Source organism: Pseudomonas alcaligenes, from assembly GCF_014490745.1.
Classification (GTDB): Bacteria; Pseudomonadota; Gammaproteobacteria; order Pseudomonadales; family Pseudomonadaceae; genus Aquipseudomonas; species Aquipseudomonas alcaligenes_C.
The window spans coordinates 641,711-665,263 of the sequence record NZ_LZEU01000001.1; the positions used below are offsets into that span (position 1 = coordinate 641,711).

15 protein-coding genes are annotated in these 23,553 nt (G+C 66.8%); 6 read left to right on the forward strand and 9 right to left on the reverse strand.

Going from position 1 to position 23,553, the window contains the following annotated elements; translation table 11 throughout:
* Positions 1-187: 187 nt before the first annotated feature.
* From A9179_RS02875 to A9179_RS02890, 4 genes are all read left to right on the forward strand, one after another.
* A complete protein-coding gene (locus tag A9179_RS02875) occupies positions 188-2,497 on the forward strand; it encodes a YgiQ family radical SAM protein (RefSeq protein ID WP_187804355.1) in 2,310 nt (769 codons plus the stop codon).
* Between the two features lie 266 nt (positions 2,498-2,763).
* Entirely contained in the window at positions 2,764-6,060 is a 3,297-nt protein-coding gene (locus tag A9179_RS02880; RefSeq protein ID WP_187804356.1) for a transglutaminase family protein, read from the forward strand.
* 127 nt (positions 6,061-6,187) lie between these two features.
* Positions 6,188-8,683 carry a circularly permuted type 2 ATP-grasp protein gene (locus A9179_RS02885; protein WP_187804357.1) on the forward strand — a complete coding sequence of 832 codons (2,496 nt, stop codon included), beginning with the start codon at positions 6,188-6,190 and terminating at the stop codon, positions 8,681-8,683.
* A complete protein-coding gene (locus A9179_RS02890) occupies positions 8,680-9,594 on the forward strand; it encodes a transglutaminase family protein (RefSeq protein ID WP_187804358.1) in 915 nt (304 codons plus the stop codon). The genes A9179_RS02885 and A9179_RS02890 overlap by 4 nt, the downstream gene beginning before the upstream one ends.
* A 146-nt stretch (positions 9,595-9,740) precedes the next feature.
* Here A9179_RS02890 and betA read toward each other — a convergent pair whose 3' ends face one another.
* From betA to A9179_RS02930, 8 genes are all read right to left on the reverse strand, one after another.
* A complete protein-coding gene (gene betA / locus A9179_RS02895; RefSeq protein WP_187804359.1) occupies positions 9,741-11,435 on the reverse strand; it encodes a choline dehydrogenase in 1,695 nt (564 codons plus the stop codon).
* Between the two features lie 219 nt (positions 11,436-11,654).
* Positions 11,655-13,127, reverse strand: a complete 1,473-nt coding sequence (betB, locus tag A9179_RS02900) for a betaine-aldehyde dehydrogenase (protein WP_187804360.1) — start codon at positions 13,125-13,127, stop codon at positions 11,655-11,657.
* Between the two features lie 359 nt (positions 13,128-13,486).
* Positions 13,487-14,095 (reverse strand): transcriptional regulator BetI, encoded by a 609-nt coding sequence (gene betI / locus A9179_RS02905; RefSeq protein WP_187804361.1) that lies wholly within the window; start codon positions 14,093-14,095, stop codon positions 13,487-13,489.
* 159 nt (positions 14,096-14,254) lie between these two features.
* Positions 14,255-15,115 (reverse strand): glycine betaine ABC transporter substrate-binding protein, encoded by an 861-nt coding sequence (locus A9179_RS02910; protein ID WP_187804362.1) that lies wholly within the window; start codon positions 15,113-15,115, stop codon positions 14,255-14,257.
* 175 nt (positions 15,116-15,290) lie between these two features.
* Entirely contained in the window at positions 15,291-16,235 is a 945-nt protein-coding gene (locus tag A9179_RS02915; protein WP_187804363.1) for a choline ABC transporter substrate-binding protein, read from the reverse strand.
* A gap of 37 nt (positions 16,236-16,272) precedes the next feature.
* The gene (locus A9179_RS02920) at positions 16,273-17,160 is read right to left on the reverse strand and encodes an ABC transporter permease (RefSeq protein ID WP_187804364.1); all 888 of its coding nucleotides are present in this window, start codon (positions 17,158-17,160) and stop codon (positions 16,273-16,275) included.
* 2 nt (positions 17,161-17,162) lie between these two features.
* Complete coding sequence (locus tag A9179_RS02925) at positions 17,163-18,359, reverse strand: quaternary amine ABC transporter ATP-binding protein (RefSeq protein ID WP_187804365.1); 1,197 nt, start codon at positions 18,357-18,359, stop codon at positions 17,163-17,165.
* Between the two features lie 512 nt (positions 18,360-18,871).
* Positions 18,872-19,810: a choline ABC transporter substrate-binding protein gene (locus tag A9179_RS02930; protein ID WP_187804366.1), complete on the reverse strand. Its 939-nt coding sequence runs from the start codon at positions 19,808-19,810 to the stop codon at positions 18,872-18,874.
* A gap of 239 nt (positions 19,811-20,049) precedes the next feature.
* On the opposite strand from A9179_RS02930, the gene A9179_RS02935 reads away from it, so the two are divergent.
* Both A9179_RS02935 and gbdR read left to right on the forward strand, forming a co-directional pair.
* The gene (locus A9179_RS02935) at positions 20,050-21,426 is read left to right on the forward strand and encodes an L-serine ammonia-lyase (RefSeq protein WP_187804367.1); all 1,377 of its coding nucleotides are present in this window, start codon (positions 20,050-20,052) and stop codon (positions 21,424-21,426) included.
* Positions 21,427-21,928: 502 nt separating this feature from the next.
* Positions 21,929-23,020 (forward strand): choline metabolism transcriptional regulator GbdR, encoded by a 1,092-nt coding sequence (gene gbdR / locus A9179_RS02940; protein ID WP_187804368.1) that lies wholly within the window; start codon positions 21,929-21,931, stop codon positions 23,018-23,020.
* A gap of 267 nt (positions 23,021-23,287) precedes the next feature.
* Here gbdR and A9179_RS02945 read toward each other — a convergent pair whose 3' ends face one another.
* On the reverse strand, positions 23,288-23,551 hold the full coding sequence (locus A9179_RS02945) for a hypothetical protein (RefSeq protein ID WP_187804369.1): 264 nt from the start codon (positions 23,549-23,551) through the stop codon (positions 23,288-23,290).
* Positions 23,552-23,553: the final 2 nt, after the last annotated feature.

Consider the following 23,553-nt stretch of genomic DNA (forward strand, 5'->3'; position numbering starts at 1 on the left):
GTACGGCTCCTTAGTCCTCGGCGCGGGGCCGGGCTGATCTCGATCCCGCCGAGTATAGCCATGAGTGTGGCTGTGATCACAAACTGCTGTCGTGTTCGGGTATAAGCGACTGAGCGTTCTACTCGGACTCTGTATATTTTTTGTGCTATATTCCGCGCCCCCGTGAGAGCCCGGTTGATCAAAAAACATGCAAGTCGCCAAGCCGCTGTTCGACTATCCGAAGTATTGGGCCGAGTGTTTCGGGCCTGCGCCTTTCCTGCCGATGAGCCGGGAAGAGATGGATCAGCTCGGCTGGGACTCCTGCGACATCATCATCGTCACCGGTGACGCCTACGTCGACCACCCGTCCTTCGGCATGGCCATCATCGGTCGCCTGCTCGAGTCCCAGGGTTTCCGCGTCGGCATCATCGCCCAGCCGAACTGGCAGTCGAAAGACGACTTCATGAAGCTCGGCCAGCCCAACCTGTTCTTCGGCGTGGCCGCCGGCAACATGGACTCGATGATCAACCGCTACACCGCGGACAAGAAGATCCGCTCCGACGACGCCTACACCCCCGGCGGCCTGGCCGGTGCCCGTCCGGATCGCGCCAGCCTGGTATACAGCCAGCGCTGCAAGGAAGCCTACAGCGAGACGCCGGTGATCCTCGGCGGTATCGAGGCATCCTTGCGCCGCATCGCCCACTACGACTACTGGCAGGACAAGGTGCGCCGCTCGATCCTGATGGACGCTACCGCCGATATCCTGCTGTACGGCAACGCCGAGCGCGCCGTGGTCGAGATCGCCCAGCGCCTGGCCTTCGGCGAGAAGGTCGAGAGCATCACCGATGTGCGCGGCACCGCCTTCGTGCGCCGTGACACCCCGCAGGGCTGGTACGAGGTGGACTCCACCCGCATCGACCGTCCGGGCAAGGTCGACAAGATCATCAACCCCTACGTCAACACCCAGGACACCGCCGCCTGCGCCATCGAGCAGGAAAAAGGTCCGCAGGAAGACCCCAACGAGGCCAAGGTGGTCGAGCTGCTGCCCAGCCCGAAGATGACCCGTGCCAAGACGGTGATCCGCCTGCCGTCCTTCGAGAAGGTGCGCAACGACCCGGTGCTCTACGCCCACGCCAACCGCGTGCTGCACCTGGAGACCAATCCGGGCAACGCCCGCGCCTTGGTGCAGAAGCATGGCGAGGTGGATGTGTGGTTCAACCCGCCACCCATCCCGATGACCACCGAGGAAATGGACTACGTGTTCGGCATGCCCTATGCGCGCGTGCCGCACCCGGCCTATGGCAAGGCGAAGATCCCGGCCTACGAGATGATCCGTTTCTCGGTCAACATCATGCGTGGCTGCTTCGGTGGCTGCACCTTCTGCTCGATCACCGAGCATGAGGGCCGCATCATCCAGAACCGCTCGCACGAATCGATCATCCGCGAGATCGAGGAGATGCGTGACAAGGTGCCGGGCTTCACCGGCGTGGTCTCCGACCTCGGCGGGCCGACCGCCAACATGTACCGCATCGCCTGCAAGAGCCCGGAAATCGAATCCGCCTGCCGCAAGCCGTCCTGCGTGTTCCCCGGCATCTGCCCGAACCTGAATACCGACCACTCGTCCTTGATCGAGCTGTACCGCAAGGCCCGCGCCCTGCCGGGCGTGAAGAAGATCCTGATCGCTTCCGGCCTGCGCTACGACCTCGCCGTGGAGTCGCCGGAGTACGTCAAGGAGCTGGTCACCCACCACGTTGGTGGCTACCTGAAGATCGCCCCGGAGCACACCGAGGAGGGCCCGCTGAATCAGATGATGAAGCCGGGCATCGGTAGCTACGACAAGTTCAAGCGCATGTTCGAGAAGTACTCGAAGGAAGCGGGCAAGGAGCAGTACCTGATCCCGTACTTCATCGCCGCGCACCCGGGCACCACCGACGAGGACATGATGAACCTCGCCCTGTGGCTCAAGCGCAACGACTTCCGCGCCGACCAGGTGCAGGCCTTCTACCCGTCGCCGATGGCGTCGGCCACGGCCATGTACCACTCGGGCAAGAACCCGCTGCGCAAGGTCAGCTACAAGAGCGACGGCGTGACCATCGTCAAGAGCGAGCAGCAGCGCCGCCTGCACAAGGCCTTCCTGCGCTATCACGATCCGAAGGGCTGGCCGATGCTGCGCGAGGCGCTGGAACGCATGGGCCGCAGCGACCTGATCGGCAACGGCAAGCACCACCTGATCCCGACCTACCAGCCGCAGACCGACGAGTACCAGAGCGCGCGCCGCAAGAACTCGACCCCGGCCGGCAGCAAGAAGGTTGCCGGCAACGGTGGCGGCAAGCCGCAGACCACTGGGCGCATCCTTACCCAGCACACCGGACTGCCGCCGCGCGGCAGCGACGGCAGCAAGAGCTGGGACAAGCGCGAGCAGGCCAAGGCCGCTGCCGAGGCCCGGCGCAAGGCGGAGAAGTCCGGCGGCGGCAAGGATTCCGGCAAGAAGCCCAAGCGTCCGGTAGTTCCGCGCTAAGCGGCGTGACTCCCTCTCCCTCCGAGAGAGGGTTGGGGTGAGGGTGCCCTAGGCAACTCAGCGTGGCCTGTAAGCCCCTCACCCCCGGCCCCTCTCCCGGGGGGAGAGGGGAGCTGGCGCCTTTTCTGTGCGCCGCACTGCCCGCCCTGCGCGCGCCGCCCCGTTGTGGTGCTCGGCACCCCGCGCAACCCGCTGAAACCGCGAAAAAGTCACTGGCATAACTCTTGCGCAGCCCAGGTATCGCCCTGGCTCGCAGGAGGCCCGCCGTGTCGATCCATGTCGCACTGCAGCATGTCACCCATTACCGCTACGACCGTCTGGTCAACCTCGGCCCGCAGGTCGTACGCCTGCGCCCGGCGCCACACAGCCGCACGCGCATCCTCTCCTACGCGCTCAAGGTCGAACCGGGCGAGCATTTCATCAACTGGCAGCAGGATCCCCAGGGCAACTACCTGGCGCGCCTGGTGTTCCCGGACAAGACCGACGAGCTGAAAATCGTCGTCGACCTGGTCGCCGAGATGGCGGTGTTCAACCCCTTCGACTTTTTCCTCGAGCCCTACGCCGAGCAGATTCCCTTCGCCTACACCGCCGGCGAGCAGCGCGAGCTGGCGCCCTACCTGGTCAAGCTGGCGGGCGGTGCGCTGTTCGCCGACTACCTGGCCGGCATCGAGCGCAAGCCCAAGGCCAGCGTGGACTTCCTGGTTGCGCTGAACCAGAGACTGGCCACCGATATCGGCTACCTGATCCGCCTGGAGCCGGGCGTGCAGACCCCCGAGGAAACCCTGGAGAAGGCCTCCGGCTCCTGTCGCGACTCGGCCTGGCTGCTGGTGCAGCTGTTCCGTCACCTGGGCCTGGCCGCGCGCTTCGTCTCCGGCTACCTGATCCAGCTCAGCGCCGACGTCAAATCCCTCGACGGCCCCAGCGGCACCGAAGTGGACTTCACCGACCTGCATGCCTGGTGCGAGGTGTACCTGCCGGGGGCCGGCTGGATCGGCCTCGATCCGACTTCCGGGCTGTTCGCCGGCGAAGGCCACATCCCGCTGGCCTGCAGCCCCGAGCCGTCCTCGGCGGCGCCGATCAGCGGCGCGGTGGACGAGTGCGAGTGCGACTTCGAGCACGAGATGCGCGTCGAGCGCATCTGGGAAGCGCCGCGGGTGACCAAGCCGTACAGCGACGAGCAATGGCAGGAGATTCTCGACCTCGGCCGGCTGATCGACGGCGACCTGGCCTATGGCGACGTGCGCCTGACCATGGGCGGCGAGCCGACCTTCGTCGCCCTCGACTACCCCGACGACGCCGAGTGGAACACTGCGGCCATGGGCCCGAACAAGCGCCGTCTGGCCGGCGAGCTGTTCCATCGCCTGCGCGCGCATTACGCGCCGCAGGCGATGGTGCATTTCGGCCAGGGCAAGTGGTACCCCGGCGAGCAGCTGCCGCGCTGGTCGCTCAACTGTTTCTGGCGCAAGGACGGCGAGCCGATCTGGCAGGACGCCGCGCTGTACGCCGACGAGACGCGCTACTACGGCGCCGACGCGCGCCTGGCCGGGCGCTTCCTGGCCGCCCTGGCCGGGCACCTCGGGCTGTCCGCCGAGCATGCCTTCCCGGCCTACGAGGACTGGCTCTACTACCTGTGGCGCGAGCGCCGGCTGCCGGCCAACGTCAGCCCGGACGACCCGCGCCTGGCCGACCCGCTGGAGCGCGAGCGCCTGCGCAAGGTGTTCTGCCGTGGCCTCGGCGAAGTGGTCGGGCATGTCCTGCCGCTGATGTGTGATACCGCCGGGCAGTGGCTGACCGGCCCCTGGTTCCTGCGCGAAGAGCACTGCCGCCTGATTCCCGGCGACTCGCCACTGGGCTATCGCCTGCCGCTGGATTCGCAGCCCTGGGTCGGCGAGCTGGACTACCCCTATGTGCAGCCGCAGGATCCCAACCAGCAGTTCCAGCCGCTGCCCAGCCGGCAGAGCATCCAGCAGCAGCTGCGCACCCCGCTGCACCCCCATGGCAAGGGCGACGGCCCGGCGCTGCGGGCACCGGCGCCGTTCGAGTCGGCCGCCGGCATCGTGCGCACGGCGCTGTGCGCCGAACCGCGCGACGGCCGCCTGTACCTGTTCATGCCGCCCCTGAGCCGGCTGGAGGAGTATCTGGAACTGGTCGCCGCCATCGAGGCCACCGCCCGTGAGCTGCGCTGCCCGGTGCTGCTGGAGGGCTACGAGCCACCGGCCGACCCGCGCCTCAACTACTTCCGCGTCACTCCGGATCCGGGCGTGATCGAGGTGAATATCCACCCGGCGAGCAACTGGCAGGAGCTGGTCGAGCGCACCGAGTTTCTCTACGAGGCGGCGCGGCAGACGCGCCTGACCAGCGAGAAGTTCATGGTCGACGGGCGCCATACCGGCACCGGCGGCGGCAACCACTTCGTCCTCGGTGGCGCCACTCCGGAAGACTCGCCGTTCCTGCGTCGTCCCGACCTGCTGCGCAGCCTGATTAGCTACTGGCACAACCACCCGTCGCTGTCCTACCTGTTCAGTGGCCTGTTTATCGGCCCGACGTCTCAAGCCCCCAGGGTCGACGAGGCGCGCAACGATGCCCTCTACGAGCTGGAAATCGCCTTCGCGCAGATGCCCGAGCCGGGCCGCGACTGCCCGCCCTGGCTGGTCGACCGCCTGCTGCGCAACCTGCTGGTGGATGTCACCGGCAACACCCACCGCGCCGAGTTCTGCATCGACAAGCTGTACTCGCCGGACAGCGCCAGCGGCCGCCTCGGCCTGCTCGAACTGCGTGCCTTCGAGATGCCGCCGCATGCGCGCATGAGCCTGGCCCAGCAGGTGTTGCTGCGCGGCCTGGTCGCACGTTTCTGGGACGAGCCCTACCGGCCGCACAAGCTGGCGCGCTGGGGCACCGAACTGCACGACCGCTTCCTGTTGCCGCACTTCGTCGAGCAGGACTTCCAGGACGTGCTGCACGAGCTCAACGCCTATGGCTATCCGCTGCGCGCCGAGTGGTTCGCCCCGCACTTCGAGTTCCGTTTCCCCAAGGTCGGCGACTACCAGGTGCGTGGCATCGACCTGGAACTGCGCCAGGCCCTGGAGCCCTGGCATGTGCTCGGCGAGGAGGGCGCCGTCGGCGGCACCGTGCGCTATGTGGATTCGTCCCTGGAGCGCCTGCAGGTGCGCCTCGACGGCCTGGCGCCGGATCGCTACGTGCTCACCTGCAACGGCGTGCCGGTACCGCTGCGCCCCACTGGCAAGGTCGGCGAGTTCGTCGGCGGCGTGCGCTACCGCGCCTGGCAGCCGGCCAACTGCCTGCAACCGACCATCGGCGTGCAGGCACCGCTGGTGTTCGACCTGGTCGATACCTGGATGAGCCGCTCCCTCGGCGGTTGCCAGTACCATGTGGCTCACCCCGGCGGGCGCAACTACGCCAGCCTGCCGGTCAACGCCTACGAGGCCGAGAGCCGGCGCCTGGCGCGCTTCTTCCGCCACGGCCACAGCCCGGGCGAGCTGACGGCCAGCCAGCCGATCAACAATAATGAATTGCCGATGACCCTGGATCTGCGCCGTGTTTGACTTCCTTTTCCGCGTACGGGAGACGGATCTGTAGGAGCGAGCTCTGCTCGCGAACAATGCAAAGGCTTCGCGAGCAGAGCTCGCTCCTACCAAGAACACCCCGCGCTAGATATCTCTTGAGCCTGCCATGCCTGACTTGCTTGCCGACTACCCGCTGAACGAGGCGGCCTACCACGAACTGCTGGATGCCAAGGGCGCGGTACGCCCGCACTGGCGCCGGCTGTTCGAGCAGCTGCAGCGCAGCAGCCCGGCGCAGCTGCAACAACGCCAGGCCCTGCTCAGCCGGCAGATCCAGGAAAACGGCGTGACCTACAACGTCTACGCCGACCCGGATGGCGCCGACCGCCCCTGGGAGCTGGATCTGCTGCCCAACCTGATTCCCTTTGATGAGTGGCAGCAGATCGCCGCCGGCGTGGCCCAGCGCGCCGGCCTGCTCAATGCCGTGCTGGCCGACCTGTACGGCCCGCAACAATTGCTCGCCGACGGCTTGCTGCCGGCCGAGCTGGTATTCGGCCACGACAACTTCCTCTGGCCGTGCCAGGGCATCCAGCCGCCGGGCGGCACCTTCCTGCACCTGTACGCGGTGGATCTGGCCCGCGCCCCGGACGGCCGCTGGTGGGTCACCGCCGACCGCACCCAGGCGCCGTCCGGTGCCGGCTATGCCCTGGAGAACCGGCAGATCCTCTCGCGCGCCTTTCCCGAGCTGTACCGCGACCTGCGCGTGCAGTACCTGGCCGGCTTCTTCCGCACCCTGCAGGACACCCTGGCGCGCCAGGCGCCGGTGGAAGGCGGCGAGACGCCGCTGGTGGTGCTGCTGACGCCGGGGCGCTTCAACGAAAGCTATTTCGAGCACCTGTACCTGGCCCGCCAGCTCGGCTATCCGCTAGTGGAAGGCAGCGACCTGACCGTGCGCGACGCCACCGTCTACCTCAAGACCCTGGCCGGCCTGCGCCGGGTGCATGCGGTGCTGCGCCGCCTCGACGACGACTTCTGCGACCCGCTGGAGCTGCGTACCGATTCCGCCCTCGGCGTGCCCGGCCTGCTCGAGGCGGTACGCCAGGGCAAGGTGCTGGTGGCCAATGCCCTCGGCAGCGGTGTGCTGGAGTCGCCCGGCCTGCCCGGTTTCCTGCCGGCGATCAGCGAGAAGCTGCTCGGCGAGGAACTGCTGCTGCCGTCCATCGCCAGTTGGTGGTGCGGCGAGCCGCCGGTGCTGGACGAGGCGCTGGAGATGCTCGACGAGCTGCTGGTGCGGCCCAGCTTCCCGTCGCAGAGCTTCGCCCCGGTATTCGGCCGCGATCTCGACGCGGCGCAGCGCGCCGAGTTGGCCGCGCGCCTCAAGGCGCGCCCCTATGCCTACGTGGCCCAGGCCCAGGCCCAGCTGTCGCAGGCGCCGGTGTGGCAGGCCGAGGACGGCAAGCTGGCGCCGCGGGCCATCGGCATGCGCGTATTCGCCGTGGCCAGCGCCGACGGCTACAAGGTTCTGCCCGGCGGCCTGACCCGGGTGGCCGCCGAGGCCGACGCCGAAGTGGTGTCGATGCAGCGCGGCGGGGCGAGCAAGGACACCTGGGTGCTCGGCGAACGGCATGCCGGCGGCGAGCCCTGGCAATGGCTGCGCCCGCTCGGCGTGGCCGACCTGGTGCGCAGCGACCCCTACCTGCCGTCACGGGTGGTGGAAAACCTGTTCTGGTTCGGCCGCTACAGCTCGCGCTGCGAGGATGGCGCGCGGCTGCTGCGCATCATGCTGGCGCGCTATGTCGACGATGACGACGACCCGCAGGCGCTACAGACCGCCCTGGCCCTGGGCGAGAGCCTCGGCCTGCTGCCGGGTGCCGTCGAGGGCACCCTGGAGCAGCGCCTGCTGCAGGCCCTGCTCGGTGCCGACTGGCCGACCAGCCTGCGCGCCAACCTGCAGCGCCTGCAGTGGGCGGCCGGCAGCGTGCGCGGCAAGCTGTCGCGGGAGAACTGGCAGGCGCTGGTCGAGCTGCAGCGCGAGGCGCAGAGCCTGGATAGCGAGGGCGCGGACTTCGGCGAGCTGCTGGATTTCCTCAACCGTCTGCTGATGTCGCTGGCGGCGCTGTCCGGCTTCGCCCTCGACGACATGACCCGCGACGACGGCTGGCGCTTCCTCATGCTCGGCCGCTGCATCGAGCGCCTGCAGTTCCTCGCCGAGAGCATCGCCGAGTTCCTGCGTAGCCCGGCGGCGCATGACCAGTCGGCGCTGGAGTGGCTGCTGGAGCTGGGCAACAGCAGCATCACCTATCGCACCCGCTACCTGGCCAGCGCGCAGCTGATCCCGGTGCTCGACCTGCTCCTGCTCGACGCGCAGAACCCGCATGCGGTGCTGTTCCAGCTGCGCCAGCTGCTGCGTTCGCTGGGCAACCTCGAGGCCAGCTTCGCCTTCAGCGGCGACAGCCGCCTGGTCGAGCTGGAGCGCAAGCTGGCCGGCTTCCAGCTGGGCAGCCTGGAGAGCCCGCTGTTCGGCCAGTCCGGCATCCGCGCCGTGCTCGGCGGGCTGGCCGACCTGCTGCTGCAGATCGCCAGCGCCGCCGGTGCGGTATCCGACCAGCTGGCGCTGCGTTTCTTCGTGCATGTGGACGCCAGCCGCGGGACGCTTTCCGTATGAAGCGCGCGCACTATCAGGTTCTCCACGACACCCATTACCGCTACTCGGCGCCGGTTTCCCTGGCCCAGCAGCTGGCGCACCTGTGGCCGAGAGACTGCGCGTGGCAGCGCTGCCTGGAGCGCCATCTGACCGTCACCCCGCAGCCGACCCGGCGCCTGGATGGCGTCGATGTGTTCGGCAACCCGCTGACCCGCCTGGCCTTCGAGCGGCCCCACGACGAGTTGCGGGTGATCGCCTGCCTGCGCGTCGAGGTGCAGGCCCGCGAGGATCTGCAGCTGGAGGATTCACCGGCCTGGGAGGAGGCGGTCGCCGCCCTGCGCTATAGCGGCCAGGCGCTGCCGGCCGAACTGCTGGAGGCGGCGCGCTACCGCTTCCAGTCGCCCTATGTGCACCTCAAGCAGGCCTTCGTTGCCTTCGCCGCCGAGTGCTTCAGCCCCGGCCGCCCGCTGCTATTGGCGGTGCGTGCGCTGATGCAGAAGATCTTCACCGAGTTCACCTTCGATGCCGCCGCCACCCAGGTGGCGACGCCACTGCTGCAGGTGCTGGAGGAGCGCCGCGGGGTATGCCAGGACTTCGCCCACCTGATGTTGGCCTGCCTGCGTTCGCTGGGCCTGTCGGCGCGCTACGTCAGCGGCTACCTGCTGACCCAGCCGCCGCCCGGCCAGCCGCGGCTGATCGGTGCCGACGCTTCGCACGCCTGGGTCTCGGTGTACTGCCCGCGCCAGGGCTGGGTGGATTTCGACCCGACCAACAACCTGTTGCCGGCGCTGGAGCACATCAGCCTCGGCTGGGGCCGCGACTTCGCCGACGTGTCGCCGCTGCGCGGGGTGATCCTCGGCGGCGGCAGCCACGACCCGGAGGTGCGGGTCACGGTTACCCCACTGGGTGAGGCATTGCCGGCTGCGAGTTGAGAACCTGCCCAAAGTCTGCTGCGCGTCGGCCATGCTGCGTTGAAAGCAGGCTCGGGCTGCTCATTTACAGCTCGTAAACTCCGCGCCCTCGCCTGTTTTCGCCTTGCCTGGCTCTAGCTCGCGAGACTTTGAACAGGTTCTGTGCCTCAGGCGCTGAGGGCGCGCAGGGCGGCCTGGCGTACCGGCCGCTCGCCGGCGACGAAGTAGGCCGCCTCGCTGCGCGGCAGCGGCTGGCGCCCGCGGATGCGGTCGGCGATCTTCTCGGCGAGCATGATGGTGGTGGCGTTGAGGTTGCCGGTGATGATCTCCGGCATGATCGACGCATCCACCACTCGCAGCCCCTGCAGGCCGTGCACGCGGCCCTGGCCGTCGACCACCGCCATGGCGTCGCTGCCCATCTTGCACGAGCAGGAGGGGTGGAAGGCGGTCTCGGCATGGCTGCGGATAAATTCGTCCAGCTCGGCGTCACTCTGCAGGTGCGCACCGGGGCTCAGCTCGCGGCCGCGGAAGGCGTCCAGCGCCGGTTGGGCCATGATTTCGCGGGTGATGCGGATGCCGTCGCGGAACTCCTGCCAGTCCTGCGGGCTGCTCATGTAGTTGAACAGGATGCTCGGGTGCTGGCGCGGGTCTTTGGACTTCAGCTGGATGCGCCCGCGGCTGGGCGAGCGCATGGAGCCCATGTGAGCCTGGAAGCCGTGCTCCTTCACCGCGTTGCTGCCGTTGTAGTTAATCGCTACCGGCAGGAAGTGGTACTGGATGTTCGGCCACTTGAACTCATCCCGGGTACGGATAAAGCCGCCGGCCTCGAACTGGTTGCTGGCGCCCAGGCCGCTGCCGAGGAACAGCCATTCGGCGCCGATCGCCGGCTGATTCCACCACTGCAGCGCCGGGTACAGCGACACCGGCTCCTTGCAGGCGTACTGCAGGTACAGCTCCAGGTGATCCTGCAGGTTGGCGCCGACGCCGGGCAGGTCGTGCACCAGGGGAATGTCCAGCTCGCGCAGCAGGGCCGCCGGGCCGACCCCGGAGCGTTGCAGGATCTGCGGCGAGGCGATGGCGCCGCTGCTCAGCAGCACTTCGCGGCGCGCCCTGACGATCACTGGTGTATCGCCGTCGCCATGCAAATAGGCGACGCCAGTGGCGCGCCGGCCGTCGAACAGGATGCGGTCGGTGAGGGCGTGGGTGACGATGGTCAGGTTGGGCCGGCCGCGGGCCTGATCCAGATAGCCGCGGGCGGTGCTGGAGCGCCGCCCCTGCGGGGTCACGGTGCGATCCATCGGGCCGAAGCCTTCCTGCTGGTAGCCGTTGAGGTCGTCGGTGCGCGGGTAGCCGGCCTGCACGCCGGCCTCGACCATGGCCTGGAACAGCGGGTTGTTGCCGGCCTTGGGCGTGGTCACGCTGACCGGGCCGTCGCCGCCGTGGTAGGGGTTGGCGCCGCTGTCGCGGGTCTCGGCTTTCCTGAAATACGGCAGGCAGTCCAGATAGCTCCAGTCCTCGAGACCCGGTTGTTTGGCCCAGTTGTCGAAGTCCAGGGCGTTGCCGCGGATGTAGCACATGCCGTTGATCAGTGAGGAGCCACCCAGGCCCTTGCCGCGCCCGCATTCCATGCGCCGGTTGTTCATGTACGGCTCGGGGTCGGTCTCGTAGGCCCAGTTGTAGCGGCGGCCCTGCAGCGGGTAGGCGAGGGCGGCGGGCATCTGGGTGCGGAAGTCCAGGCGGTAGTCGGGGCCGCCGGCTTCGAGCAGCAGCACGCTGACCTCGGCATCTTCGCTGAGGCGGGTGGCCAGCACGTTACCGGCCGAGCCGGCGCCGATGATGATGTAGTCGAATTCCTGGGACATGGACGTTCCTGTGGCCGGAGGCGCTCCGGGCAAACGCAGTGACTACGCCCGGATGGCCGGGCCATATTTTTGTGCCGCAGAACCTGTTTACGATCTCGCGAGCTAGCGCCAGACAAGGCAAAACTGGCCGAGGGAGCGGAGTTTACGAGCTGTAAATGAGCATCCCGAGGCCAGTTTTAACGCGGTCTGGCCGACGCGCAGCAGATCGTAGGCAGGTTCTCAGAACACCGAGTGGTAATCGCCCAGCTCCACCTGCACCGACTTGATCCGGGTGTAGTGGCCGAGGGTGGTCAGGCCGTTCTCGCGGCCGACCCCGGACTGCTTGTAGCCGCCCACCGGCATTTCCGCCGGCGACTCGCCCCAGGTGTTGATCCAGCAGATGCCGGCTTCCAGCTGGTGGATCAGGCGATGGGCGCGGGCCAGGTCGCGGGTCACCACGCCGGCGGCCAGGCCGTAGTCGCTGGCGTTGGCGCGGCGGATCACTTCGGCCTCGTTGTCGTAGATGAGGATGCTCATCACCGGGCCGAAGATTTCCTCGCGCACTATGGTCATGTCGTCCGTGCAGTCGGTGAACACGGTGGCGGCCACGTAGGCGCCCTTGGCGAATTCGCCGCTGGTCACCCGTTCGCCGCCGATCAGCAGGCGGGCGCCTTCGCTGCGGCCCTTGGCGATGTAGCCGAGCACGCTGTCCATGTGCGCGAAGCTGGTCAGCGGGCCGAAGTTGGTGCGCTCGTCCTGCGGGTCGCCAAGGCGGATGCGCTTGACCCGTTCGACCACCTTGGCCTCGAAGCGCGCCTGCAGAGCGCGCGGGATGAACACCCGGGTGCCGTTGGTGCAGACCTGGCCGGAGCTGAAGAAGTTGGCCATCACCGCGATGTCGGCGGCGCGGTCGAGGTCGGCGTCCTCGCAGATGATCAGCGGCGACTTGCCGCCCAGCTCCATGGTGACTTCCTTGAGCGACGAGCTGGAGGCGCTGGCCATGACCTTCTTGCCGGTGGCGGTGCCGCCGGTGAAGGAAATCTTCTCGATCAGCGGGTGCTCGGTGAGCCACTGGCCGACTTCCCGGCCGCTACCGGTGAGCACGCTGAACACGCCATCCGGCACGCCTGCCTCGGTGTAGATCTCGGCCAGTTTCAGCGCGCTCAGCGGGGTCACCTCGCTGGGCTTGAAGATCATCGCGTTGCCGGCGGCCAGGGCCGGGGCGGATTTCCACAGGGCGATCTGGATCGGGTAGTTCCACGCGCCGATGCCGGCGACCACGCCCAGCGGCTCGCGACGGGTGTAGACGAAGCTGCTGTCGCGCAGGGGAATCTGTTCGCCCTCGATGGCCGGGATCAGCCCGGCGTAGTACTCCAGCACGTCGGCGCCGGTGACGATGTCCACCGCGCGGGTTTCGCTCAGCGGCTTGCCGGTGTCGAGGGTCTCCAGGGCGGCCAGCTCGTCGTTGCGCTCGCGCAGGATATCCACGGCGCGGCGCAGGATGCGCGAGCGCTGCATGGCGGTCATCGCCGCCCAGACCTTCTGCCCCTCGACGGCGCAGGCCACGGCGCGCTCGACGTCAGCCTGGCTGGCGCGCTGCACGCGGGCCAGCACTTCGCCGGTAGCCGGGTTGATACTTTCGAAGTGGACGCCGCTGCTGCCGTCGACATAACGGCCGCCGATATAGAGCTGCTGGTCGGGGAAACGGGGCATGGCGCAGTCCTCGGAAACAGGGCCGGCGCAATGGATAGGCAGCCGGCAGAGAGTGTCCGGGTACGCTAGATGGTTTTTATTGAGCGCTCAATCAATAAAAACGACAAGAGCAAGTCATGCGCGACATCGCGCCTCAGAACCGCTCCAAAGTCTTGCGGGCTAGAGCGATGCAAGGCGCAACGACCAACGGGAGTAACCGCGGCAGACTGGCCCGAAGGGTAAGCGCCAGCGAGTTCAACAAGCGAGGGCGCGCAGTGTATGAACTGTAAATCAGCGGTACTCACTACGGGCCGCGCTAGCTGCTTTCCAAGCCTGCTTTCAACGCGGCAGTGCCGAAGCGCAGCAGACTCAGCAGATTCTCAGTGGCGGGTGCTGGAGGTGGTGGCCTTGGCCAGCTGTAGATCGAGGTAGTCGTAGGCGATATGCAGCGCCTGCTGGATATCGAAGGTGGTGCCAGACAGCGCGCCACGCAACCACAGGCCGTCGATCAAGGCAGCCAGGCCACGGGCGGCGGCCCGCGCGTGAGCCTTGTCCAGCGCGCGGCGGAATTCGCAGCACAGGTTGGAATACAGGCGGTGGTCGTTGATCTTCTGCAGGCGCTGCAGGGCAGGCTGGTGCATGCTGGCAGCCCAGAAGGCCAACCAGGTCTTCATCGCCGGGCCGCTGACTTGGCTGTCGTCGAAGTTGCCGTCGATGATCGCCCGCAAATGCGCGCGCGGGCTGGCGTCCTGCAGCTCGAAGCGGCGCTGGCGCACGGCATTGCTCAGCGCCTGCATCAGATGGCGCATGGTGGCTTCGAGCAGGCCGTTCTTGTCCTGGAAGTAGTGGCTGATGATGCCGTTGGAGACCCCGGCGATACGCGCGATATAGGCGATGCTGGCGTCGCTCATGCCGACCTGGTCGACCGCTTCGAGGGTCGCGGCAATCAGTTGCGAACGGCGGATCGGCTGCATTCCGACCTTGGGCATCAGTCTCTCCGGCGCGGGTTTCAGGCTAGGATGGGCCTAGTCTAGGGGGCGGCCAATTGCCCCGGCAACCTGCGATGTCGCACGCGGAGATGACCTGTCGGTCAAGGTCATGCGCGCGCTGCCGGCGAGCGGGCCGTGGCCCGTCCGCCGGCGTTGCCCTTACTGCAGCCAGCCGGCAACCCGCTCGGGGTTCTTGGCGATCCAGTCCTTGGCCGCCTGCTCCGGCTTGGCGCCTTCGCGGATGGCCAGCATCACTGCACCGACTTCCTCGCCGTTCCAGGAGAACTTGCCGAGGAAGGCGGTGGCATCAGCGGCCTTGCCGGCCAGAGCCGGGTTGACCACGGTGTCGACATGCTCGTCGTCGCCGAAAACCTTCTGCGGGTCGTCGAGGAAGCGCAGTTTCCACTTGGCGAACATCCAGTGCGGAATCCAGCCGGTGACCACGATCGGCTTCTGATCCTTCTCGGCGCGGGTCAGGGCGGTGGCCATGGCGGGGCCGGAGCTGGGCATCAGCTTTATGTCGGTCAGCTTGTACTGCTTGATCGCGTCCTCGGTGCGGCGCATCACGCCAGCGCCGGCGTCGATGCCGGTGATCTTGCCGTCGTAGTCCTTGGCCTGGGCATTGAGGTCGGCAATGCTCTTGGCCGCCACGTAGTCCGGCACGATCAGGCCGATCTTGGCGCCTTTGTAGTTGCTGCCGAGCACAGTGACCTTGTCCTTGAGCTTGGCGTAGTACTCGCCGTGGGTGGCCGGCAGCCAGGCCGAGAGCGTGGCGTCGAGGTCGCCGCGGGCCACGCCCTGCCACATGATCGCCGGCTCTACCGGCTTCAGCTCGACCTTGTAGCCGAGCTTGTCCTGGAGAATCTGCCCGGCGACGAACGTGGCGGCGACGCTGTCGTCCCAGCCATTGACGTAGCCGATCTTCAGGGTGGGCTTGTCCGCCGCCATGGCGGTCGACAGGCTCAGGGCCAGGGCGGCACTGCCCAGGCCCAGCAGACAACGGAAGTTGAACTTGCGCATCGGTGGTGCTCCATCAGGTGAGTGGCAGTGGTGGGGGTTACTGGCTCGTTCTGATTGCGGGCCTTGCAGCCAGGAGGCGAAAAGCGGCCATGGCTAATCCGGCCGGGCGGCCCTGTGGGCGCCCGGAGTACGGAACGGGTGGGGAGCGGCCGCCTGGGGCGGCGGCCGTCAGGCTTTACAGACCGAGGTACTTCTTGACCGCGGCACTGCCGTCCTGGCCGTCGTAGCTGGTCACGCCGGCCAGCCACTGGTCGAGCATCTGCGGGTTGGCCTTGAGCCAGTCCTTGGCCACGGTGGTCGGGTTTTCCTTCTTCAGTACCCGATCCATCAGCTGGCTTTCGATTTCGACGCTGAATTGCAGGTTGTTCAGCAGGGTGCCGACGTTGGCGCAGCGCTCCTGGTAATCCGGCGGCACCACGGTGTAGACCTTGGCCGCGCCGAAGTCGGGGCCGAACACGTCGTCGCCGCCGGCCAGGTAGGTCAGGTCGAACTGGGTATTCATCGGGTGTGGCGCCCAGCCGAGGAACACCACCGGTTCCTTCTTCTTCACCGCGCGCTGCACCTGCACCAGCATGCCGGCTTCGCTGGACTCGACCATGCGGAAGCCGCCGAGGTCGAACTGGTTGCCCTTGATCATCTTGTCGATCAGCAGGTTGCCGTCGTTACCCGGCTCGATGCCATAGATCTTGCCGCCCAGCTGCTCCTTGAACTTGGCGATGTCCTGGAAGCTCTTCAGGCCAGCTTCGGCCGCATAGGTGGGTACTGCCAGGGTGTACTTGGCGCCTTCCAGGTTGGGCTTGGTCAGCACCTTGACCCCGCCGTCCTTGGTGAAGGGCTCGATCACTGGATCCATCGAGGGCGCCCAGTAGCCGAGGAACACGTCGATCTGCTTGTTCTTCACCCCGGTGAAGGCGATCGGTACCGAGGCCATGACCTTGCGCGGCTGGTAGCCCAGGCCCTCGGTCAGCACCATGGCCACGCCAGTGGTGGCGGAGATGTCAGCCCAGCCGATTTCGGCGAAGCGCACCTGCTTGCAGCTTTCCGGCTCCTGCGCCCAGGCGCCTTGCAACAAGCTGCACGACAACAGACCCACGGCGGCAATGCTCTTGATCGTATTCATCTGCGACTCCCTGAAGGTGGATAGTACTTGGCGTTTCTTATTGGCGTTGCAGCTTGCTGTTGAACCAGCCGAACAGGCCTGACTGCTTGAGACTGCGTTTGGCGCTCTTGCTGCCGAAACTTTCGGTGATACGGTCGAGAATGATCGCCAGCAGCACCACGGCCATGCCGCTCTCGAAGCCGAGGCCGATGTCCAGGCGCTGGATACTGGCCAGCACGTCGTTACCCAGGCCGCCGGCGCCGACCATCGAGGCGATGATCACCATCGACAGGGCCATCATGATGGTCTGGTTGACCCCGGCCATGATCGACGGCATGGCGTTGGGCAGCTGCACCTTGAACAGCAGCTGGCGGCTGTTGCAGCCGAACGACTGGCCGGCCTCGACCAGTTCCTTGTTGACCATGCGGATACCCAGGCTGGTCAGGCGCACCGCCGGCGGCATGGCGAAGATCACCGTGGCGATGATCCCCGGCACACGGCCGAGGCCGAACAGCATGGCCGCCGGAATCAGGTAGACGAAGGCCGGCATGGTCTGCATGAAGTCGAGGATCGGCCGGATCACGTAGGCCACGCGTTCCTTCTTCGCCGCCCAGATGCCCAGGGGAATGCCCAGCAGCAGGCTGATCAGGGTCGAGGAGAAGGTCAGGCCGAGGGTCACCACCGTCTGTTCCCAGAAGCCGGTCATGACAATGAGGATGAAGGACACCGCGGTGAAGGCGGCGAACTTGAAGCCGATGCGCCACAGACCGAGGCCGACGAACAGGCTGATCAGCAGCCAGGCCGGCGGCAGCATGAGCAGATTCTCGACCGCTTCGGAGAAGCCGTTGACCACGTTGCCGATGCTTTCGAAGCCGCCGCTGTAGTTGTCCAGCAGATGCTGTACGCCGTCGTTGACCCAGCTACCCAGATCCAGTTTCTCGCTCATCGTCATTCTCCCTGCAGGCGGCTCAGCAGGCGCCCCTTGCTGATGGCGCCGGCGTAGCGGCCGCTGCGGTCGATTACCGGGATCGGCCCTTCATTGATCACCAGGCGCTCGATCACCTGCTCCAGCGGCAGATCCTCGGCGACCGGGTCGATGTGTTTGAGCAGCTCGGGTACCAGTTCCTTGTGCCGGCCTTCTTCGACGATCAGGGCGATCTTTTCCAGGCTGATCGAACCGCAGAAGCGGTTTTCTTCGTCGACGATGAAGGCGTAGTGCTTGTCCTGCGCCTGCAGCTCCTGACACACCTTGAGGGCATCCGGGGCACGGCCGTTGTGCACGTAGAGCGGCACGCTGTCGGCCTTGAGCTGGCCGGCGGTGAGGTAACGGCTGGTGTCGATGGTGTCGAAGAAGTTGCGCACGTAGTCGTTGGCCGGGTGGTCGATCAGCTCCTGCGGGGTGCCGACCTGTACCAGCTTGCCGCCTTCCATGATGCCGATGCGCGAGCCGATGCGGATGGCTTCCTCGATATCGTGGGAGACGAAGATGATGGTACGCCGGTGGGTCTTCTGCAGCTCCAGCAGCACGTCCTGCATCTCGCGGCGCTTGAGCGGGTCGAGGGCGGAGAAGGCCTCGTCCATGATGATCATCGACGGGTTGACCGCCAGCGCGCGGGCCAGGCCGACGCGCTGCTGCATGCCGCCGGAGAGTTCGTGTGGATACTTGTGGGCGAAGCTGGCCAGGCCGACCTGCTCGAGTACCGCCATGGCGCGCTGCTCGCGCTCCTTGCGGCTCTTGCCGGCCACTTCCAGGCCGAAGGCGGCGTTGTCCAGCACGGTGCGCGAGGGCATCAGGGCGAAGGACTGGAAAACCATGCTCATGTCGCGTCGGCGCAGCTCGATGAGCTGGGCCTGGGGCAGCTTGGCAACGTTCTGGCCGTCAATGAACACATCGCCGGCGGTGGGTTCGATCAGACGGTTGATCAGGCGGATCAGGGTCGACTTGCCCGAGCCGGAGAGGCCCATGAGGACGAAGATCTCGCCTTCCTCGACGCTGAACGACACGTCGCTGACGCCGATCACCGCGCCTTTTTCGGCGAGGATCTGCTCCTTGCTCATGCCCTGCTTGAGCATGTCGATCGCTTGCTGCGGGTGCTCACCGAAAACCTTGTACAGGTTCTGCACCACGATTTTTCCAGACAACATGGGACATTTCCCCTTCGCTAGGCATCCCTGCGCTGACCCGCCAACGCTGCTGCGTCCGAGGGTCTCGATGCGGATGCCGCAGGCCGCTCGGCCTGTGTGGGTGTTAAATGGTTCCTGGGCTTGGTTCGCTGCCTGCACCGCGCACCGCCAGGTCGCCGCCGGCTCCGCGCGGGGCGGGCCTTGGTCGAGCTGATGGGCGTTGTAGCAAAACCCGATCCAAACACGCTGGCAGTGTTACGAGCCCTCATCCAGTGGGCAGTCGCCTGCATCCTGCAAGCGCGTACATCCGAATTTTCTTGTTGGGCCGCCGCCCTAGGGCGTCAGGCACTTGTCTGTCTTCGGTCCGTGGCGGTGGGCCCCGGTCTGTCGGTGCTTACTGGCAGCGACAGCGACGAAATCGGCTGACTCAACGATATAGCCTTCAGCTTGCAGGAATTGTCGGTTTGCGACCCCGGCGTGCTGGGTGGCGACATGCTGCCATGCGCCTGGCCGCCCGTCCGCTTGCCTGTCGTTCAGGGGTTGGTCGAGGTCGCCAGCAGCGACTGTACCGGGCTGCCGTCGCGCCGGGTAACACCCTGCAGCCACTGCTCGACGGTGGCCGGGTTGCTCTGCAGCCAGGAGCGGGCCACGCGGCGGCGGTTGGTGTTGGGGTCGAGGATGGCTTCCATCAGGTGGTTTTCCATGTCCAGGCTGAAGCGCAGGTTGTTCAACAGGCGGGCGACATTGGGGCATTGCTCGGCGTAGCCGGCGCGGATGTTGGTGTAGACGGTAGCGCCGCCGTAGTTCGGCCCGAAGTACTGGTCGCCGCCGCTCAGGTAGCGCATCTCCACCTGGGTGTTCATCGGGTGTGGTTCCCAGCCGAGAAACACCAGCCACTGCTTGAGGTGGGCAGAGCGGCGTACCTGGGCGAGCATGCGCGACTCGCTGGACTCGACCAGACGGAAGCCGCCAAGGCCGAAGGCGTTGTCGTCGATCATCTTCTGGATCAGCTGGTTGCCGTCGTTGCCCGGCTCGATGCCATACAGCTTGCCGCCCAGCTGCTCCTTGAAGCGGGCGATGTCGGCAAAGCTCTTGAGGCCGCCTTCGTACGCCTCGAGGGGCACCGCCAGGGTGTACTTGGCGCCTTCCAGGTTGGCGCCCAGGCTCTGCACGCTGCCGTCCTGCAGATAGGGGCGGATGTCGCTTTCCATGCTCGGCATCCAGTTGCCGAGGAACACGTCGATCTGCCGATGGGCCAGGGCCTTGTAGGTATCCGGCACCGACAGGCGCTTGACCTGGGTGCGGTAGCCCAGCTCGGTGAACACCTGGCGGGCGAGGGCGGTGGTGGCGGTGATATCGGTCCAGCCAACATCGGCAAAACGCACCGTGTCGCAGGCCGCCGGTTCGGCGGCCTGGGCCAGCAGGGGAGCGCCGAGGAGGGCGGCCAGCAGCGGGAGCTTACGCAGATTCATCGGGGCCATCCTGTGCGGGAGTGATCGGGCCTGGGCGCTGGGCGCAGGCGGCGCATGGCCCCGCAACGGGTCTGGCACGGGGCTGGGCGATCATGCCGGGGTGGCCGGGGCTTGCCTATGTGGCAGGTCGCGAACGGAGCAATGCTGGCGGATTTGGATACGCGCGGGTCGGTGTGGGACGCCCGCCGGGACGGCAAATCCCGATGATGGGCGCCTAATTGCCGCCCGAGGAGACTGTCGTGGCCATCAGCGTGTTCGACCTGTTCAAGATCGGTATCGGCCCGTCCAGCTCGCATACCGTCGGCCCCATGCGCGCCGCCGTGCTGTTTCTCGGCGCGCTGCGCGAGCGCGGTCTGCTGGAGGCGGTAGAGCGTCTCGAAGTGCGCCTGTATGGCTCGCTGGCGGCCACCGGCGTCGGCCATGGCACCGACAGCGCGGTGATCATGGGCCTGATGGGCGAATGGCCGGATCGCATCGACCCGAGCCTGATCGGCCCGCGCATGAGTGCCTTGCGCAGCAGCGGCGAGCTGCTCCTCGATGGGCGCCTGATCGTGCCATTCGACTGGGCGCGTGACATGCTGCTGCTCGACGAGAACCTGCCCTACCACCCCAATGCCATGACCCTCAGCGCTTGGGTGGATGGTGCCGTGCTGCACCAGGACACTTACTACTCGGTGGGCGGCGGCTTCGTTGTCGACGCCGCCCAGGCCGCCACCGGCCAGCTGGATCAGGACGCCAGCGTGCTGCCCTACGACTTCTCCAGCGCCGCCGAACTGCTCGAGCTATGCCAGCGCCACCAGCTGCGGGTGAGCGAGCTGATGCTGGCCAACGAAAAGGTCTGGCGCCCCGAGGCGGATATCCGCAGCGGCCTGTTGCGCATCTGGCAGGCCATGCAGGAGTGCGTGGCCAACGGCCTGCGTCACGAAGGCATCCTGCCCGGCGGGCTGAATGTGAAGCGCCGTGCGGCCAGGCTGCATCGCAGCCTGCAGGAGCTGGGCAAACCCAACGTGATCGGCTCGACCCTGTCGGCCATGGAATGGGTCAACCTCTATGCCCTGGCGGTCAACGAGGAGAATGCCGCCGGCGGGCGCATGGTCACCGCGCCGACCAACGGCGCCGCCGGCATTGTGCCGGCGGTGCTGCATTACTACATGCGCTTCAATCCGGATGCCTGCGACGACGACGTGGTCAACTTCTTCCTCGGCGCCGCCGCGGTGGGCATTCTGTGCAAGAAGAACGCCTCGATCTCCGGCGCCGAGGTCGGTTGCCAGGGCGAGGTCGGTTCGGCCTGCGCGATGGCCGCCGCCGGCCTGGCCGAAGTGCTCGGGGCCAGCCCGGGGCAGCTGGAGAATGCTGCCGAGATCGGTCTGGAGCACAACCTCGGGCTGACCTGCGACCCGGTCGGCGGGCTGGTGCAGGTGCCCTGCATCGAGCGCAACGCGATTGCCGCGGTGAAGGCCATCAATGCCGCGCAGATGGCCCTGCGTGGTGACGGCGAGCACTTCATCTCGCTGGATCGGGTGATCCGCACCATGCGCGATACCGGTGCCGACATGCACGACAAGTACAAGGAAACCTCGCGCGGCGGCCTGGCGGTCAGCGCCATCGAGTGCTGATCCGCGAGCGCCCGCTGCCGCACCGCGGCGCCCTGTGCTGGTGCGTCGACGCGGTGTTACGCGCCGGTTATTTCCCCACGTAGCGAGCTGGCCAATGGCCGCCAGGGCGAGTGCTACCGAATGCCCCAGGGCGGGGCGCCGCCAGTGCCAGCGGCGCTTGGCGGTGATGCCCCACGTCGTCCGGGTGGGCCGTGGCTGGCGCCCTGCGCGGCACCTTCTATTTTTATTGAATGGTCAATCAATTTAGGCACGGCCTTTGCCTCGCTTTCCGTGTCCATCCGGGGCGCAAACGATCCCGGGATCATAAAAAGGACTCGCCAGTCAGAACCTGTTTACGATTTTCTGAATTAGAGCCAGGCAAGGCAGAAATAGCCGAAGAAGCGCAGTTTACGAGTGGTAAATGAGCATTCTGAGGCTGTTTCTAACGCGGGATGGCCGCGAGTCAGGAAGTCGTAAGCAGGTTCCCAGAGTCCAGACCGTGCCTTGCGTGAGGGTTACACTGATGTCGCAGCTCAATTCGGGGGCTCAACCCCAGAACACCGCTCCTCAGTCCATCGGTTTCCTGCTGCTGGACAACTTCACCCTGATTTCCCTGGCGGCCGCAGTCGAGCCGCTGCGCATGGCCAACCAGCTGTCCGGCAAGACCCTCTACCGCTGGCACACCCTGACCCGCGACGGCAGCCCGGTCTGCGCCAGCGACGGCCTGCAGATCACGCCCGATGCCGGCCTGAGCAATGCCCCGGCGCTGAGTGCGGTGATCGTCTGCGGCGGCATCGACATCCAGCACAGTGTCACCCGCGAGCACCTGCTCTGGCTGCAGAGCCAGGCGCGCCAGGGCCGCCAGCTCGGTGCCGTGTGCACCGGCAGTTGGGCGCTGGCCAAGGCCGGGCTGCTCGACGGCTACGACTGCAGCGTGCACTGGGAGTGCCTGGCATCGATGCAGGAGGCTTTCCCGCGGGCGGCCATCACCACCCGTCTGTTCTCCATCGACCGCAACCGCAACACCGCTACCGGCGGCACCGCGCCGCTGGACATGATGCTGCACCTGATCGCCCGTGAGCATGGCCGCGAACTGGCCGCGGCAATCTCGGAAATGTTCATCTGCGAGCGCATCCGTAACGAGCAGGATCACCAGCGCGTGCCGCTCAAGCACGTGCTCGGCACCAACCAGCCGAAGCTGCAGGAAATCGTTGCACTGATGGAGGCCAACCTGGAGGAGCCGATCGATCTCGACGAGCTGGCCTGCTACGTCGATGTGTCGCGCCGCCAGCTCGAGCGCCTGTTCCAGAAGTACCTGCACTGCTCGCCGTCGCGCTACTACCTGAAGCTGCGCCTGATTCGCGCGCGCCAGCTGCTCAAGCAGACCACCATGTCGATCATCGAGGTGGCGGCGGTGTGCGGCTTCGTCTCCACCCCGCACTTCTCCAAGTGCTACCGCGAGTACTTCGGCATTCCGCCGAGCAACGAGCGCGCCGGTCAGCAGGGCGCCAGTGTAGTAGCGCTGCTGCCGATTCCTGGCGAGCTGCATGGCGCCCAGTCGCTGGCACTGAGTCGCGCCCAGGGTGAATCGAGCTATGCCAGCGTGCGTCTCTGACGCGCTAATTGCATGAGCCCGGTGCTCTCCGTTCTGCGATTGCCTCTCTCGGTGTCCGGGGTCTGACAGCGCCCTGGATTCCCGCCTGCGCGGGAATGACGAAGTCGATAAATAACTCCATGGCCCATTCACACCTCGTCATTCCCGCGCAGGCGGGAATCCAGGGGTAGGCCGCGGAGGGATCGAAGGGTGCGCCGTGCGCACCGTGGCTGCTGCGTGGAGGCCTGGTGCGCATGGCGCACCCTACGGAGCGCCGGGGCGGGGAGGTTACGAGGTCGCGCTGTTCTGGCGTGGCACCAGGGCCGGCAGCAGGTGGCGGGAAATCGCCTCGCGCACGGCCGGCAGCAGGGTCGCGCCGCTGCCCAGCAGCTCCTCCACCAGCCGGCGCAGGGCCTTGGCCCGCTCCGCATCGAGGCCGCTGACGGCCAGTTCGCAGGCCTGTTCGGCGCTGCTGCCGCTGGGAATGCTCAGGCCCAGGGCCACCAGGCGTTCGCGGAAGTCTTCCTGGTCGATCAGATCGGCATGCATCATGG